This is a genomic window from Pseudomonas sp. BIGb0381 (assembly GCF_024809815.1).
Classification (GTDB): Bacteria; Pseudomonadota; Gammaproteobacteria; order Pseudomonadales; family Pseudomonadaceae; genus Aquipseudomonas.
The window spans coordinates 1-16,147 of sequence record NZ_JANUEN010000019.1 but is presented as its reverse complement, the minus strand read 5'-3'; the positions used below and the strand labels follow the sequence as shown (position 1 = coordinate 16,147).

At 61.7% G+C, this 16,147-nt stretch carries 12 protein-coding genes and 1 pseudogene; 6 read left to right on the top strand and 7 right to left on the bottom strand.

Annotated features, from left to right (window positions below):
- Nucleotide 1: 1 nt before the first annotated feature.
- From M2397_RS29205 to pilM, 4 genes and pseudogenes are all read right to left on the bottom strand, one after another.
- Nucleotides 2–1,258, bottom strand: a pseudogene (locus M2397_RS29205) (type IV pilus secretin PilQ); the annotation flags it as partial.
- Nucleotides 1,259–1,396: 138 nt separating this feature from the next.
- Complete coding sequence (locus M2397_RS29200; protein ID WP_259244930.1) at nt 1,397–2,368, bottom strand: pilus assembly protein PilP; 972 nt, start codon at nt 2,366–2,368, stop codon at nt 1,397–1,399.
- Nucleotides 2,365–2,916, bottom strand: coding sequence for a PilN domain-containing protein (locus M2397_RS29195; protein ID WP_131696862.1), 552 nt, complete (start codon nt 2,914–2,916; stop codon nt 2,365–2,367). The genes M2397_RS29200 and M2397_RS29195 overlap by 4 nt, the downstream gene beginning before the upstream one ends.
- Nucleotides 2,913–3,569, bottom strand: coding sequence for a type IV pilus biogenesis protein PilM (gene pilM, locus M2397_RS29190; protein WP_131697042.1), 657 nt, complete (start codon nt 3,567–3,569; stop codon nt 2,913–2,915). Before pilM ends, M2397_RS29195 begins: the two co-directional genes overlap by 4 nt.
- Before the next feature lie 221 nt (nt 3,570–3,790).
- Here pilM and M2397_RS29185 point away from each other — a divergent pair, with 221 nt between their 5' ends.
- Complete coding sequence (locus M2397_RS29185; protein ID WP_405046502.1) at nt 3,791–6,250, top strand: penicillin-binding protein 1A; 2,460 nt, start codon at nt 3,791–3,793, stop codon at nt 6,248–6,250.
- A gap of 209 nt (nt 6,251–6,459) precedes the next feature.
- Here M2397_RS29185 and M2397_RS29180 read toward each other — a convergent pair whose 3' ends face one another.
- From M2397_RS29180 to rpmE, 3 genes are all read right to left on the bottom strand, one after another.
- Complete coding sequence (locus M2397_RS29180; RefSeq protein ID WP_027605010.1) at nt 6,460–7,728, bottom strand: malic enzyme-like NAD(P)-binding protein; 1,269 nt, start codon at nt 7,726–7,728, stop codon at nt 6,460–6,462.
- Nucleotides 7,729–7,908: 180 nt separating this feature from the next.
- On the bottom strand, nt 7,909–8,715 hold the full coding sequence (locus M2397_RS29175) for a thermonuclease family protein (RefSeq protein WP_145335917.1): 807 nt from the start codon (nt 8,713–8,715) through the stop codon (nt 7,909–7,911).
- 14 nt (nt 8,716–8,729) lie between these two features.
- Complete coding sequence (gene rpmE / locus M2397_RS29170) at nt 8,730–8,963, bottom strand: 50S ribosomal protein L31 (RefSeq protein ID WP_005784030.1); 234 nt, start codon at nt 8,961–8,963, stop codon at nt 8,730–8,732.
- 228 nt (nt 8,964–9,191) lie between these two features.
- Here rpmE and M2397_RS29165 point away from each other — a divergent pair, with 228 nt between their 5' ends.
- The 5 genes from M2397_RS29165 to hslU all read left to right on the top strand — a co-directional run bounded on the left by M2397_RS29165 (nt 9,192) and on the right by hslU (nt 16,124).
- Nucleotides 9,192–11,411 (top strand): primosomal protein N', encoded by a 2,220-nt coding sequence (locus M2397_RS29165; RefSeq protein ID WP_259244929.1) that lies wholly within the window; start codon nt 9,192–9,194, stop codon nt 11,409–11,411.
- Between the two features lie 110 nt (nt 11,412–11,521).
- A complete protein-coding gene (argS, locus tag M2397_RS29160; RefSeq protein ID WP_027605013.1) occupies nt 11,522–13,258 on the top strand; it encodes an arginine--tRNA ligase in 1,737 nt (578 codons plus the stop codon).
- A 1-nt stretch (nt 13,259) separates the two neighbouring features.
- On the top strand, nt 13,260–13,961 hold the full coding sequence (locus M2397_RS29155) for an SPOR domain-containing protein (RefSeq protein WP_027605014.1): 702 nt from the start codon (nt 13,260–13,262) through the stop codon (nt 13,959–13,961).
- Between the two features lie 257 nt (nt 13,962–14,218).
- On the top strand, nt 14,219–14,749 hold the full coding sequence (gene hslV / locus M2397_RS29150) for an ATP-dependent protease subunit HslV (protein WP_010563201.1): 531 nt from the start codon (nt 14,219–14,221) through the stop codon (nt 14,747–14,749).
- Nucleotides 14,750–14,786: 37 nt separating this feature from the next.
- Nucleotides 14,787–16,124: an ATP-dependent protease ATPase subunit HslU gene (gene hslU, locus M2397_RS29145; RefSeq protein ID WP_131696866.1), complete on the top strand. Its 1,338-nt coding sequence runs from the start codon at nt 14,787–14,789 to the stop codon at nt 16,122–16,124.
- Nucleotides 16,125–16,147 lie beyond the last annotated feature (23 nt).

Genomic DNA, 16,147 nt, shown 5'->3' with positions numbered 1-16,147 from the left:
ATCAACGACTCACAGCAATCGCCTGGTTATTCATAATACGCGGAGTCAGGAATACCAGCAGCTCGGATTTTTTCTCCGCCAGCACATCGCGCCGGAAAAGGCGGCCAAGATACGGTACATCGCCCAAAAATGGCACTTTATCTACCACTTTGCTTTGAGTATTGGAGAAAACCCCGCCGATGACGATGGTCTCGCCATCCTTGACCAGCACCTTGGCATTCACCTCGTTTTTCTTGATCGGCGGTACGTCGTTGAGTTTATTGAGATAGTCGGGCTCATCCTTGGTGACCTTGACCACCATGATCACATGGTCATCGGGGGTGATTTGCGGCGTGACCTCCAATGACAGGGAAGCCTCCTTGAACGACACCGACGTAGCCCCTTGGGAGGTGGATTCCTGATAGGGAATTTCGGTGCCCTTTAGAATGCGCGCGGTTTCCTTGTCGGAAGTGACCACCTTGGGCTGCGAGACGATTTCGCCATTGCCGGTTTTCTCCATGGCGGTCAGTTCCAGGTCCAGCAGGAGGTTATCGGTGATGAAGGCGATCCCCAGGCCTGATGTACCCGTGAGTGAACCCAGGTCGACAAATGGCGAGCTGGGCACGTTTTCCGGCGCCTGGGCGCCGTCCGGCAAAGGTTTCTGGATACCTCCAGCCGCCCAATTCCCTCGATTGAGCCGCCCACCCCAACGCGCGCCCAGGTTTTTGTCGTAGTCGACGTTGGCCTCGACAATCCGTGCTTCGATCATCACCTGGCGCACCGGCACATCCAGTTGCGCCACGATCCGCCGCAACTCTTCCAGGCGCTCGCCGGTCTGGTAGGCAATGATGTTATTGGTGCGGTCATCCACTGCCACTGAACCACGCTCATCGGTCGTGCCTTCAAAGCCGCTCACCGACTGAAACAGCTTGGCCAGGTCTGCTGCCTTGGCGTAGTTGACTTGCAGTAGCTCACGGCGCAGCGGCGCCAGGTCGGCCATCTGCTTGCGCGATTCCAGCGTCAGCAGCTCGCGAGCGGCCAGCTCCTCGGCAGGCGCCACCAGCAGGACGCCGGCCTTTATCCGCTTATCCAAGCCCTTGGTTTGCAGCACCAGGTCCAGCGCTTGATCCCAGGGCACGCCTTTGAGCCGTAGGGTGATAGAGCCCTGCACGTCATCGCCGACCACCAGATTGAGGCCTGCCACGTCGGCGATTTGCTGCAAGGCAGCGCGCAGCCCGATGTCCTGGAAGTTGAGGTTCAATTTGTCACCGCTATAGGCACCGGACACCGCGCTGCCGGGAGGCGGTAGCTGGATCAGGTCCACGCGGTTGGGCACAGCTGCAGCCATCGGTGCCGTGAACGCTATCCATAGCGCCACACCGAAGGACGAGAAAGTCCTTTTCATTGCTTGGTTCCGTTATGAGTTGACGTTTAGCACGAGGGTTCGAGGGCGCTCCAGCCATGCGCCCTGTTCATCGGGAAATAACTCGACCAGTTCGATATGGCCGTCATGAATCGCTGTGACTCGACCATGATCCGGCCCCACATAGTCGCCGACTGCCAGGCGATGCACGGTTGAGGCTTGGCGCAGCAAGGCGAAGGTCTGCGCCCCACGGGACAACGTGCCGACCATCTCGAACTGATCCACTGGGTGGCCTTCCAAGGCTTCGCGCGGTCGAGCGAGGTCCGGCGCAGCGGCCGTCCGCCCTGGCGCGCGGTCGACTTGCAGGGCAATGGGTTGGAACGGATCACGAATACCGGAGGCGCCGTATACAAAGGATTGCCCTTGCATGACAGCCGTGTCCCGCTTGATGCCTTGTCGCTCATGCCAATAAGTCTTGGCCAGCAGATCAAGGTGCAGCAGTTTGCCGTCACGTCGCATGGCAATATCGTGCGCCGTGGCGATTCGCGAAAGGCTACCCAGGGCACTCACAAACGTCGCCAGGTCGTGATAGGTACCGGTGGCGCCGATGCGAACGGGCTGTTCGTGATAGAACGGCCGAGACAGCTTATCCAACGGAGTGACGCTCTCAATCAACAAACCGTTGGCCAGCGCCATCCTGGCGATGTCTTCAAGAAAGCCGGGCATTTCGGACTCTTCCGGCATTTGCTGCAAAAGCCCGCTGACCTTCTCCTGCATAAGCTGGACCTGGCGAGCCCGCCCTTCAAGATTGACAGCCAAGACGGCTTTTTCCGCGAGTTGCTGCTGCAAGCTCACTTCCTGCACCTGGACCTCACGCAAGCGCTCCCGCGACGGGCTGAGGTACACGAGGTCGCCCACCAGCAGCACCACGCCGGCCAACGCGCAGCCCAGTAAGATCTTGCCGGGTAAGGGCCATTTGGCAGCAGTGTGAGTCAGCGCGGAAAATTCGAGCCAGGGCCGGCTCATGGCTGGGCCTCGGACGATTCGCCCTGGCGCACCATCAACTGGAATTCATTATTGCCGCGAGTGCCGTCGGTTCGTACGTGTTGCAGGCGAGTGGCGTGGGCACCCTCGGATGCCTCCAGGCGACGCATCAACTGGGCAATATCCTGGCTGGATTCAGCACTGCCGCTGATACTCACCGTATCGCCTTTCGCCACGACCTCATGCAAATGCACACCGTCAGGCACCGCACGGGCCAACTGATCCAGCAGTTGTGCACCGGCCGAGCGATTATCGTGCAGGTCTTGCACGACTTTCATACGCTCCTCCAATTGCTGGCTTTGCACCTGGAGGTCGTCAATGGTCTTGATACGCGAGTCCAGGACGCCGACGTCCTTACGCACATGATCGTTTCGCGTCACCTGCCGGTCGATCGCCTGGTCGATCACCTGATCTGCCAGCCACACCGTCCCGAGCGCCACGCAGGCAAACGCCACCAGCAGCATCAGGAAATATTTACGCCGCCGTTCAGCCAGCGCCTGGCGCCAAGGCAAAAGATTGATTCGTGTCATCCAGCGAAACTCCTCAGGGCCAACCCGCAAGCGACTCCCATCCCAGGGGCGTCCACGATCCACTGTGCACCATCGACTCGATGGCCCGGCGTAAAGCTGGAGAAATCCTGACGGCAAGCGCGCGCCAATGCAAACCCTTCGACATCCACCACCCTGGGCACCAGCCCCGCCAAGGCCAAAACGGCTTCACGGACCTCGACGTGTTCCTTGGGACACGCCGCCAGCAACACCTCGACCCGCGCGGGATCCTGTGTCGACGGCCCCTGAACCTGAAAGTCCAGCGCCACCTCGTCCAGCGGGTAGGGAATATATTGATCTGCCTCCATCTGCACCCTCCAGGCCATTTCGTCGTCGCCAAGCCCCGCCTGCATTTCAATTACCTGTGTAATGACCGATGGACCGGAAACGGCGACTGCCGCCTGCCTGGTTGACGTCCGCAGCCGGGACAGTGCCATGTACAGCGCATGGCCTATGCCTTCCAGGTCCAGCCAGACGCCGTCGGCTACCGCCTGGGCCGGCAGCGCCTGTGTGGCGTAGCCCTGCACGGTGTAACGGTTGGCTGAACAGCTCAGCTCTACCAGCCTGATCCCTGCCTCATTGATGTCGACGCCAAGGACGGTGTCGACTTTTCGCCTGAAAAATCCCTTTCCCATAAAACTCCCCAAAGCTTTCCCTGTCTTAACGCCTGATTGCAGCTGAACGCCCTGCATTCGGTCGACTTGTTGAGCCGGCGCGAATGACGCCCCAAGGCGAAAAATGCTTTAATGCCCAGCGTTTTTCCCCGCTTTTTATCTGCAGCTCGGGTCGATCCATCGTTTGCCATGCATGCCCCGACGCGTAACCCATTCTTTTCTCTGGAAATCCAAAAGCCTTGATCCGTCTGCTGAAGTTTTTCGGGTACTCCATTGTCGCGATCGTCTGCGGGCTGCTGCTCGTACTCAGCGGGGCCTACCTCTACCTTAGTCCGGGTTTACCGTCCGTAGAGGCTCTCAGAAGTATCCAGTTGCAGATTCCTTTGCGGGTCTACAGCAGCGATGAAAAACTGATCGCGGAGTTCGGCGAAATGCGCCGCACACCGATCCGTTTTGCCGACATTCCACCTAATTTCATCAGCGCGTTGCTGTCGGCCGAAGACGATAATTTTGCCAACCACTATGGCGTCGACCCCAGCAGCCTGGTGCGCGCCGCCACGCAATTGGTAAAAAGCGGCCACATTCAATCCGGTGGCAGCACCATCACCATGCAGGTGGCGAAGAATTTCTTCCTTACCAGCGAACGCAGTTTTTCGCGCAAGGCCACTGAGATCCTGCTGGCATTGCAGATCGAGCGTCAGTTGACCAAGGACGAGATCCTTGAGCTGTACGTCAACAAGATCTACCTGGGCAACCGCGCCTACGGCATCGAAGCCGCTTCCCAGGTCTACTACGGCAAGTCGATTCGTGACGCCAGCCTGGCGCAGATGGCCATGATTGCCGGCCTGCCCAAGGCCCCTTCGCGTTTCAACCCCCTGGCCAACCCGGCGCGCAGCAAAGAACGCCGCGACTGGATCCTGGGGCGCATGTACAAGCTGGGCAAGATCGACCAGGCCGCCTATGAAAGTGCGGTGGCCGAGCCATTGAACGCCAGCTACCACGTGCAGACACCGGAAGTGAATGCCCCGTATATCGCTGAAATGGCGCGTGCCGAGATGGTCGGCCGTTATGGCAGCGAGGCCTACACCGAAGGCTTCCGCGTGACCACGACGGTTCCGAGCGATTTGCAGGACATCGCCAATGACTCAGTACATTCCGGCCTGATCACCTACGACCAACGCCACGGCTACCGAGGCCCTGAGTCGCGCCTGCCGGGCAAGACCCTGAGCGCCTGGACGGCCGAGCTGGGCAAACAACGTGCGATCAGCGGCCTGGAACCGGCCATCGTCACTCAGGTGACGAAAGATGGCGTGCAGGTGCTGACTCGCACCGGCGAAGCCCATGTGGCCTGGGACAGCATGAAATGGGCGCGCCCGTTCCTGAACACCAACAGCATGGGCCCGATGCCGAAGCAGCCGTCGGATGTCGCGCAAGTGGGTGACCTGATCCGCGTGCAACGCCAGAAGGACGACAGCCTTAAGTTCAGCCAGGTGCCGCTGGCCCAGGGCGCACTCGTATCGCTGGACCCGCAGAACGGTGCAATCCGCGCTCTGGTGGGTGGCTTCGCCTTCGAACAGAGCAACTACAACCGGGCCACCCAGGCCAAGCGCCAGCCGGGCTCGAGCTTCAAGCCGTTTATCTACAGCGCCGCCCTGGATAACGGCTACACCGCCGCCAGCCTGGTCAACGATGCGCCCATCGTGTTTGTCGACGAGTACCTGGACAAAGTATGGCGTCCGAAGAACGACACCAACACCTTCCTCGGCCCTATCCGTATCCGTGAGGCGCTGTACAAGTCGCGTAACCTCGTGTCGATCCGCTTGCTTCAGGCGATGGGTGTAGGCAAGACCATCGACTACATCACGCGCTTTGGCTTCAACAAGTCGGACCTGCCGCCGAACCTGTCCCTGGCCCTGGGCACCGCGACCCTCACACCGATGGAAATCGCCACCGGCTGGAGTACTTTCGCCAACGGCGGCTACAAGATCGCACCGTACCTGATCGACAAGATTGAAAGCCGCAACGGCGACACCCTGTTCACCGCCAACCCACCGCGAGTGCCGGGTGACGTGGTCAACGGCGTAGCCGCAACGGACGGCCTGGCCGCGCCAAGCAATGGCGGTATCACCATCGAGCCGACCCCAGGTACCGCGCCAGCCGCCAATGCTGCTGCACCTGAACCGCAAGCACCTGCCGTGGCCGAGCGCATTGTGGATGGGCGTACCACCTACATACTCAACAGCATCCTCGAAGACGTCATCAAGAAGGGGACCGGCCGGCGCGCCCTGGCCTTGGGTCGCGCGGACATCGCGGGCAAGACCGGTACCACCAACGAATCCAAGGACGCCTGGTTCTCCGGCTATAACGCCGACTACGTGACCACCGTGTGGACCGGCTACGACCAGCCGGAAAGCCTTGGCCGCCGCGAGTTCGGTGGCACCGTCGCGCTGCCGATCTGGATGAGCTACATGGGCGCCGCCCTGAAGGACAAGCCGCTGCACACCCAACCGGAGCCGGAAGGCATCCTCAGCCTGCGGATCGACCCGGTCAGTGGCCGTGCGGCTTCGCCGAGCACGCCGAATGCGTACTTTGAACTGTTCAAGAGCGAAGACACGCCGCCGTCGGTCAATGAACTGGGCAACGGCGTCGTACCGGGCAGCCCGTTGCCGGCGGATGAAGCGGCGCCGATCGATCTGTTCTAACCTGGACCTTAAGCCTACGCAGAACCCAATGTGGGAGGGCGCTTGCCCCGATAGCACTGGACCAGCCAACTCATCGAGTGACTGACACACCGCCATCGGGGGCAAGCCCCCTCCCACATTTGATCTCCACAAGACACAAGTTAATCGCCCCCCAACAAAAAGCCCCGACTCGCGAGAGCCGGGGCTTTTTGTTGGTGCGCTACAACGGCTTAGCCGTTGAACACATCATCCACGCTTTGCAGCGGGTAGTTTTTCGGATACGGCAGTGTGGCCACACCGGTCTCGATCGCGGCTTTGGCCACGGCATCGGAGATCAAGGTGATCAGGCGCTTATCCATTGGTTTCGGAATGATGTACTCACGACCGAATTCCAGCTTGGCGCCACCGTAGGCGTCGCACACGTCCTGAGGCACCGGCAGCTTGGCCAGTTCACGCAGGGCGTTGGCGGCAGCCACTTTCATCTCTTCGTTGATGCGCTTGGCGCGAACGTCCAGGGCGCCACGGAAGATGAACGGGAAGCCCAGTACGTTGTTGACCTGGTTCGGGTAGTCCGAACGACCGGTGGCCATGATCACGTCGTCACGGGTGGCGTGGGCCAGTTCCGGGGCGATTTCCGGATCAGGGTTGGAGCAGGCGAACACGATCGGGTTGGCCGCCATGGACTTCAGGCCTTCAGCGCTCAGCAGGTTCGGACCGGACAGACCAACGAACACGTCGGCACCGTTCAGGGCGTCAGCCAGGGTACGCTTGGAGGACGGGTGGGCAAACATCGCCTTGTATTGGTTCAGGTCGGTACGCTCGGACTGGATCACGCCCTTGCTGTCGACCATGTAGATGTTTTCCAGCTTGGCGCCCATGCTGACGATCAGCTTCATGCAGGAGATGGCTGCAGCGCCGGCGCCCAGGCAGACGATCTTGGCGTCAGCCAGGGTTTTGCCAGCGATTTCCAGGGCGTTGATCATGCCGGCAGCGGTGACGATCGCGGTGCCGTGCTGGTCATCGTGGAATACCGGAATGTCGCACTGCTCGATCAAGGCCTTTTCGATCTCGAAGCACTCAGGTGCCTTGATGTCTTCCAGGTTGATGCCACCGAAGGTGATAGAGATGCGCTTGACGGTGTCGATGAAAGCCTGCGGGCTCTCGGAATCGACTTCGATGTCGAAAACGTCGATGCCGGCGAAGCGCTTGAACAGCACGCCTTTACCTTCCATGACTGGCTTGGAGGCCAGTGGGCCGAGGTTACCCAGGCCCAGAATCGCGGTGCCATCGGAAATCACTGCAACCAGGTTGCCCTTGCCGGTGTACTTGTACGCCAGTTCAGGGTCGCGGGCGATTTCACGTACGGGCTCGGCCACGCCAGGGCTGTAGGCCAGCGACAGGTCGCGGGCGGTGGCAGTGGCTTTGGTGAGCTCTACACTCAGCTTTCCTGGACGAGGATGGGCATGATATTCGAGAGCGGCAGTTTTCAAATCAGACATATCGGCATTCCGCTTTTACTGTTGGTCGACGGACCGCCGAGGATACTCGTGTCGTAAAGCCCCTACAAGACTGGGCAGTCACAGGTGTCAAGGGCCCTGCAGTAAGACTTTCGGCCAAGAGCCACGGTATACAAGGGCTTAACTGTTCACAATCGCATTAAAAAATGTCTACAGTTTTTCTCAAGGCGAGGTTTTGAACATGCCCGGATCGGTCAACGGCAGGAGCCAGCGGGCCTGGCCATTTTTGAGGCCCCCACGTCGCGAGCGATCCTGCACCCACCCACGCGCCTCGATAGTGCGCCCTTGCAGACCATTGAGCGTGGCAGCATCGAATTGGCTGACCAGAGCAGGGGCGATGCGTAATACCAGTGAGCCCTGCAATTCAATCCAGATACCACCACGATTGCGCTTTACCTGACTGACCCGGCCGCTGACCACGGCAAACCCGGAGCGCTTGAGGTGCGCCGCGGATTGCACCGGCGATTGGCGCCACAGGCCCAGCCGCGCGTTGCGGGCGCTGTTCTCAGCCGCCTGCTGACAGGCGACGAGATCGACATTGGGGGCCACGCCCACCTGGAATCCCAGGCCCTCGGCCAACAGTTGCGCCTCCAGGTTCTTGCCGTCGGCACCATAGAGATGGGCCAGGGTGCGGCCGTAATGATCCTTGCCCTCACGCCCCAGCACCACGCCGACACGACCACCGCTGGCCTGCACCAACGCCTGCAGACGCTGACGAGCCGCGACCGCAAAAGGCTCGTCGGCGCGCCCCTTCCTGCCGGTTTCCGGGGCATTGATACCGATCATCCGCACACTGCGGCCATCCTTGAGGCGCACCGTGTCGCCATCCACCACCCGCTGCACTTCCACGCGGGCCAGGGCCGCTGGCGCCGGGCAAAACACCTGAGCCTGGGCCGCCGACAACCAAATCGCAGGCACAAAAAAGGCGCCCACAAGGGACGCCTTTTTCAACAGCTGGCAAAAGCCCATAAGGCTTTTGAGCCTTACTCTGCTGGAGTAGCAGCAGGCTTCTTGCCGAAAGCACCAAAGCGATCTGCGAAGCGCTGTACACGGCCGCCGGTGTCCAGAGTTTTCTGCTTACCGGTGTAGAACGGGTGGCACTCGTTGCATACGTCAGTACCCAGTGGCTTGCACAGGTTCGAGCGAGTTTCGAACTTGTTGCCGCAGCTGCAGGTCACTTCGATGGTTTCGTACGCTGGATGGATATCGGCTTTCATGGTGACTTCCTCGGGCTAGCGTGCCGCCACTCGACACTATTGTCGAATACCGCACGTAATTAGGCCGCGGATTCTACCAGACCTTTTTAAACGCGCAAGCGGCGACACCCGTCGCGTGTCAACATAAAAGCACCTTTCATCAGAAAACTGGCGGCTACCCCAAGCCTCCCGCTGTCTGCTAGGCTCCCGCCCCTGCGCCACCGCCTGCCTTTATATGAGACTCCCCGCGTGCCCGACGCCATTTTGCGCCTAGCCCTGCCCTCGCCCCTGCGCCGCCTGTTCGACTACCGGGCTCCGGCCGGTGTGCTGCGGGCGCAGTTGCAGCCAGGCATGCGCGTGCGCGTGCCGTTTGGCCGCCGGGAGATGATCGGCATTCTGGTGGAAGTCGCCGACCACAGCGAAGTGCCGGCCGAGAAGCTCAAGCCGGCCATCGCCATGCTCGACGCCACGCCACCGCTGCCGCCCGCGCTGTTCAAGCTGTGCCTGTGGACCGCCCAGTATTACCAGCACAGCCTCGGTGACACGTTGAGCTGGGCATTGCCGGTGCTGTTGCGCCAGGGCGAACTGGCCGAAGCGCGTCAGGAACGCTTCTGGTCGACGGTGCCCGGTGCACGCCTTGACGACCCGCGCATCGCCCGCGCCCCGCGCCAGCGTGAAGCCCTGGCGACCCTGGCCCAGCATCCCCACGGCGTCGCCCATCAGCTATTGAGCAAGCTGATGCTGAGCAAGGACAGCCTCGACCTGTTGTTGGCCAAGGGTTTGGTGCAGGTGGAAATCCGCAAGCACGCCCCCGACCCGCGCCACGAACACTGGCTGGCCCAGCCCGAACTGCCGCTGAACCCTGAACAACGCGCCGCCTATGAAGCGATTCGCGCAGGTTTCGACAGCTTCCATGCGTTCCTGCTGGCCGGCGTCACCGGCAGCGGCAAGACCGAAGTCTATTTGCAGTTGATCCGCGAAACCCTGCAGGCCGGTAAACAAGCGCTGGTGCTGATCCCCGAGATCAACCTGGGCCCGCAAACCCTGGCGCGCTTCGAACAGCGCTTCAACGCGCGTATCGCCCTGGTGCACTCGGCGGTCAATGACCGCGAGCGCCTGGAGTCGTGGCTGGCGGCGCGGGACGGCGAAGCCGACATTATTATCGGCACCCGTTCGGCGCTGTTCACGCCGATGAAAAACCCCGGGCTGATCATCATCGACGAGGAGCACGACGGCTCCTATAAGCAACAGGAAGGCCTGCGCTACCACGCCCGCGACCTGGCACTGGTGCGCGCGCGCCAGGAAGACATCCCGATTGTACTGGGCTCGGCTACACCGTCCCTGGAAAGCCTGCACAACGCCTACACCGGTCGTTACGGGCTCCTGCGCTTGAACGAGCGGGCCGGCGGCGCCAAGCAACCCCGCTTCCTGCGCCTGGACGTAAAAAGCCGGCCTCTGGACAGCGGCATTTCCGGGCCGATGCAACAAGCTATCGGCCAGACACTGGCGGCCGGCCAGCAGGTCTTGGTATTTCTCAACCGCCGAGGCTTTGCACCGACGCTGCTGTGCCATGACTGCGGCTGGATGTCCGAGTGCGAACGCTGCGACGCGCGCATGACCGTGCACCAGCGCCATGGCGAGCTGCGTTGCCACCATTGCGGCCATGTGGAGCGTGTACCGCGCCACTGCCCGCAGTGCGGCAAGGTCGACCTGCGCCCGGTGGGCGCAGGCACCGAGCGCGCCGAGGAGCGCCTGGGCATTCTGTTCCCGGACTACCCGGTGCTGCGGGTCGACCGCGACAGCACGTCGCGCAAGGACGCGATGAACCAGCTCTTCGCCACCATCCAGAAGGGCCAGCCGTGCATCCTGGTGGGTACGCAGATGCTCGCCAAAGGGCACCACTTCCCACGGGTGACCCTGGTGTCGATCCTGGATGCCGACGGCGGCCTGTTCTCCGGCGACTTCCGCGCCAGCGAGCGCATGGCGCAGTTGATCGTGCAGGTCGCCGGCCGCGCCGGGCGTGCTGAAGAGCCGGGTAAGGTGATTATCCAGACCCACCTGGCCGACCATCCGCTGCTGATTCAACTGACAGAACAAGGCTACTTTGCCTTCGCCGAACAGGCGCTGAGCGAACGCCGCTCCGCCGGCCTGCCGCCCTTTGCACACTTGGCGCTGCTGCGCGCCGAAGCCCATAAACCGGGGCAGGCCGAGGGCTTTCTGGATGAAGCCTGCAGCGCCGCCGAACGCTTGCTCGGCGAGCTGGGGCTGAGCGGCATCGAGCTGCTTGGCCCGGTGCCAGCGCCCATGGAACGTCGCGCCGGGCGTTATCGTGCTCAGCTACTGTTGCAAGCGACATCCCGTGCACCACTGCATCGGCTATTAAGTAGCTGGTTGCTTGCGCTGGAGCAAATGCCGAGTGGCCGCCAGGTGCGATGGTCGTTGGATGTAGACCCGGTAGATTTGTATTAAGCCTGGCCACAGGTCCTGCGAAGGTTGGCAAGCCCGCCCTCGCCACGGATAATGCCCAGCTTTTCCACCTGCGCATCGCGCGCCGCCGCTTGCGGTCGAAAGAGAACACCATGAAAGACACCATTCGCCAGCTGATCCAACAAGCCCTCACCCAACTCGTCAACGAAGGTGTGTTGCCTGAAGGCCTGACGCCGGCGATCCAGGTGGAAAACACCCGCGACAAGACCCACGGCGACTTCGCCAGCAACATTGCGATGATGCTGTCCAAGCCGGCCGGCATGAAGCCGCGCGACCTGGCGGAGAAAATCATCGCCGCGCTGCCCGCCGACGAGAGTGTTACCAAGGCCGAAATCGCCGGCCCTGGCTTTATCAACTTCTTCCAGAACACCCAGGCCCTGGCGTCACGCCTGGATGCAGCCCTGGCCGACGCGAGGATCGGCGTGCGCAAGGCCGGTCCGGCTCAGCGCGTGGCCATTGACCTGTCGGCGCCCAACCTGGCCAAAGAGATGCACGTCGGCCACCTGCGCTCAACCATCATCGGCGACGGCGTGGCGCGGGTGCTGGAATTCCTCGGCGACACCGTGATCCGCCAGAACCACGTGGGCGACTGGGGCACCCAGTTCGGCATGCTGATGGCCTATCTGCAGGAAAACCCGATCACCAGCAACGAGCTGTCGGACCTGGAGAACTTCTACCGCGCCGCCAAGAAGCGTTTCGACGAATCCGAAGAGTTCGCCGATCGCGCGCGCGGCCTGGTGGTCAAGCTGCAGGCCGGCGACAAGGAATGCCTGGAACTGTGGGGCCGCTTCCGCGAGATCTCGCTGTCCCACTGCCAGGAAATCTACGAGCTGCTCAACGTCAAGCTGACCATGGCCGACGTAATGGGCGAAAGCGCCTACAACGACGACCTGATCAACGTGGTCAACGACCTCAAGGCCAAGGGCCTGCTGGTCGAGAGCAACGGCGCGCAGTGCGTGTTCCTCGAAGAATTCAAGACCGCCGACGGCGAGCCGCTGCCGGTGATCATCGTCAAGGCCGATGGCGGCTACCTCTATGCCACCACCGACCTGGCGGCCGTGCGCTACCGCAGTGGTGTACTCAAGGCTGATCGTGCGCTGTATTTCGTCGACCAACGCCAGGCCCTGCACTTCCAGCAGGTGTTCGAAGTGGCACGTCGCGCCGGTTTCGTCACGCACCCGATGCACATGGAGCACATGGGCTTCGGCACCATGAACGGCGCCGACGGCCGCCCGTTCAAGACCCGCGACGGCGGCACCGTGAAGCTGATCGACCTGCTCAACGAAGCCCAGGACCGTGCCTACAACCTGGTGAAGGAAAAGAACCCGGAGCTGGCCGAAGCCGACCTGCGCAACATCGCCCGCGTGGTGGGGATTGGCGCGGTGAAATACGCCGACCTGTCCAAGCACCGCACCAGCGACTACAGCTTCAACTTCGAACTGATGCTCAACTTCGAGGGCAACACCGCGCCGTACCTGCTGTACGCCTACACCCGCGTGGCCGGTGTGTTCCGCAAGCTGGGCAAGGACTTCAGCGAAGTCGAAGGCCGGATCGTGCTGGACGCGCCCCATGAACAGGAACTGGCCGCCAAGCTGGCGCAATTCGGCGAAGTGCTGAACAGCGTCGGCGAAAAAGGCACGCCGCATATCCTCTGCACCTACCTGTACGAAGTCGCCGGGTTGTTCTCCAGCTTCTACGAGAACTGCCCGATCCTCACCGCCGACGACGAAGCCCAGAAGCAAAGTCGCCTGCGCCTCGCCGCACTGGCTGGACGGACCCTCAAGCAAGGCCTGGAACTGTTGGGCCTGGAAACTCTGGAGCGTATGTAAGTTGGCTGCCAAGAAAAAACCTGCACCCAAGCGCGGCGCCAGCCGCTACCAGGCCCCGGCGAAGAAACCTATTCCAGGCTGGTTGTGGATGGCCATCGGCCTCACGGTTGGCGCGTTTATCGTGTTCCTGATGAAGCTGGACCCAGGCCAAGGCGATGACGTCAAACGCGTCAAGCAGGAACAGCAGAAGGCCACGAAAATGGCTGAAGCCAACAAGACTGCGCCGAGCCCAACGGCACCCGTAAAGCCGAAGTACGACTTCTATACGCTGCTGCCGGAATCGGAAGTGATCGTGCCACCTGACGCCGTGCCGGAGAAAACCCTGCCGACGCCGCAAGTGCCGACCACCCCGGTAACCCCGGCAGAAGCAGCGAAAATCGACACCGCGCGGGCCCAGGCAGCACTGGCCGGGATTACTCCGCCGCCAGCACCACCGGTGGCGGAGACCAAAGCCGCCCCTGTGACCAAGTTCTTCCTGCAAGCGGGCTCCTTCCCGAAACAGGCGGACGCGGATCGCGTGCGTGCGCAAATCATTCTGCTGGGCCAGACGGTGACGGTGGAGTCCGGCACGGTGAAGGACGCGACCTGGTATCGCGTACTGGTGGGGCCGTTCAGCAACCGCGAACAGCTGACCGTGGCGCAGAAACAATTGGCCGGGGCCGGGTTTAGCAACCTGTTGTTACAACAGCGCCAGAGCCGCTGATTCGGGCTCAACTTCGATCAAAATGCGGGAGGGGGCTTGCCCCCGATGGCGGTGTATCAGTCACCAGATTCATTGACTGCCACTCCGCTATCGGGGGCAAGCCCCTCCCACATTTGGTTCTGCAGCGCTCTGAAATGTGTGTCAGACCGATAAACACCACTCGTCCGCCATAAACCCCTATGGTTGAAATCCCCCCCGCCACCCCCATATGAGTTTCCATCAGGGCATTTTCGCCCCGCTGCGTGGAGACTCTCCCCTTGACCACCATCGTTTCAGTACGTCGCCACGGCAAAGTCGTCATGGGCGGCGACGGCCAGGTTTCCCTGGGCAATACCGTGATGAAAGGCAACGCGAAAAAAGTGCGTCGCCTGTACCACGGCCAGGTCCTCGCCGGGTTTGCCGGTGCCACCGCCGACGCATTCACCCTCTTCGAGCGTTTCGAAGGCCAGCTGGAAAAACACCAGGGCCACCTCGTACGCGCCGCTGTCGAACTCGCCAAAGAATGGCGCACCGACCGCTCCCTCAGCCGCCTGGAAGCCATGCTGGCCGTCGCCAACAAAGATGCGTCCCTGATCATCACCGGTAACGGCGATGTGGTTGAGCCTGAACATGGCCTGATCGCCATGGGCTCCGGCGGTGGTTATGCACAAGCCGCAGCCAGCGCACTGTTGAAGAAGACCGACCTGTCGGCCCGCGAAATCGTCGAGACTGCCCTGGGCATCGCCGGCGACATCTGCGTGTTCACCAACCACAACTTCACCATTGAGGAGCAGGACCTCGCCGAGTAAGCCGTAGGCTTATTCCCGCTTGAGGCCGCCAAACACTATGTCCATGACTCCCCGCGAAATCGTCCATGAACTCAATCGCCATATCATCGGCCAGGACGATGCCAAGCGCGCCGTTGCCATCGCGCTGCGTAACCGCTGGCGCCGGATGCAACTGCCCGAAGAATTGCGCGTTGAAGTAACGCCGAAGAACATCCTGATGATCGGCCCGACCGGCGTCGGTAAAACCGAGATCGCGCGACGCCTGGCCAAGCTGGCCAACGCGCCGTTCATCAAGGTCGAAGCCACCAAGTTCACCGAAGTCGGCTATGTGGGCCGCGATGTCGAGTCGATCATTCGTGACCTGGCCGACGCTGCCCTCAAGCTGCTGCGCGAACAGGAAATGACCAAAGTCAGCCACCGCGCCGAAGACGCAGCCGAAGAACGCATCCTCGACGCCCTGCTGCCACCGGCGCGCATGGGCTTCAACGAAGACGCAGCACCGGCCTCGGATTCCAACACCCGCCAGCTGTTCCGCAAGCGTCTGCGTGAAGGCCAGCTGGACGACAAGGAAATCGAGATCGAAGTCGCTGAAGTCTCGGGCGTCGACATCTCCGCACCGCCTGGCATGGAAGAGATGACCAGCCAGCTGCAGAACCTGTTCGCCAACATGGGCAAGGGCAAGAAGAAAAGCCGCAAGCTCAAGGTGAAGGAAGCGCTGAAGCTGGTGCGCGACGAAGAAGCCGGGCGCCTGGTGAATGAGGAAGAACTCAAGGCCAAGGCCCTGGAAGCGGTTGAACAGCACGGCATCGTGTTTATCGACGAGATCGACAAAGTGGCCAAGCGCGGCAACTCCGGCGGCGTCGATGTATCCCGCGAAGGTGTGCAGCGCGACCTGCTGCCGCTGATCGAAGGCTGCACCGTCAATACCAAGCTGGGCATGGTCAAGACCGACCACATCCTGTTTATCGCTTCGGGGGCGTTCCACCTGAGCAAGCCAAGCGACCTGGTGCCCGAGCTGCAAGGCCGCCTGCCGATTCGCGTAGAGCTCAAGGCGCTGACCCCGGGCGACTTCGAGCGCATCCTCAGCGAACCGCATGCGTCGCTCACCGAGCAATACCGCGAGCTGCTGAAAACCGAAGGGCTGGGCATCGAGTTCCTGCCGGACGGTATCAAGCGCCTGGCGGAGATTGCCTGGCAGGTCAACGAGAAGACCGAGAACATCGGTGCGCGTCGCCTGCACACGCTGCTTGAGCGCCTGCTCGAGGAAGTGTCCTTCAGCGCCGGCGACATGGCAGGCTTGCAGAATGGCGTAGCGATCAAGATCGATGCCGACTACGTCAACAGCCACTTGGGCGAATTGGCGCAGAACGAGGACTTGTCGCGGTATATTCTGTAAGCCTCACACAGAACTGCTTTGCT

Coding starts and splice junctions, on each gene's coding strand:
- M2397_RS29200 (WP_259244930.1), bottom strand. CDS start 2,368: ATGAGCCGGCCCTGGCTCGAATTTTCCGCGCTGACTCACACTGCTGCC.
- M2397_RS29195 (WP_131696862.1), bottom strand. CDS start 2,916: ATGACACGAATCAATCTTTTGCCTTGGCGCCAGGCGCTGGCTGAACGG.
- pilM (WP_131697042.1), bottom strand. CDS start 3,569: ATGGGAAAGGGATTTTTCAGGCGAAAAGTCGACACCGTCCTTGGCGTC.
- M2397_RS29180 (WP_027605010.1), bottom strand. CDS start 7,728: ATGTCTGATTTGAAAACTGCCGCTCTCGAATATCATGCCCATCCTCGT.
- M2397_RS29175 (WP_145335917.1), bottom strand. CDS start 8,715: ATGGGCTTTTGCCAGCTGTTGAAAAAGGCGTCCCTTGTGGGCGCCTTT.
- rpmE (WP_005784030.1), bottom strand. CDS start 8,963: ATGAAAGCCGATATCCATCCAGCGTACGAAACCATCGAAGTGACCTGC.
- argS (WP_027605013.1), top strand. CDS start 11,522: ATGAAAGACACCATTCGCCAGCTGATCCAACAAGCCCTCACCCAACTC.
- hslU (WP_131696866.1), top strand. CDS start 14,787: ATGTCCATGACTCCCCGCGAAATCGTCCATGAACTCAATCGCCATATC.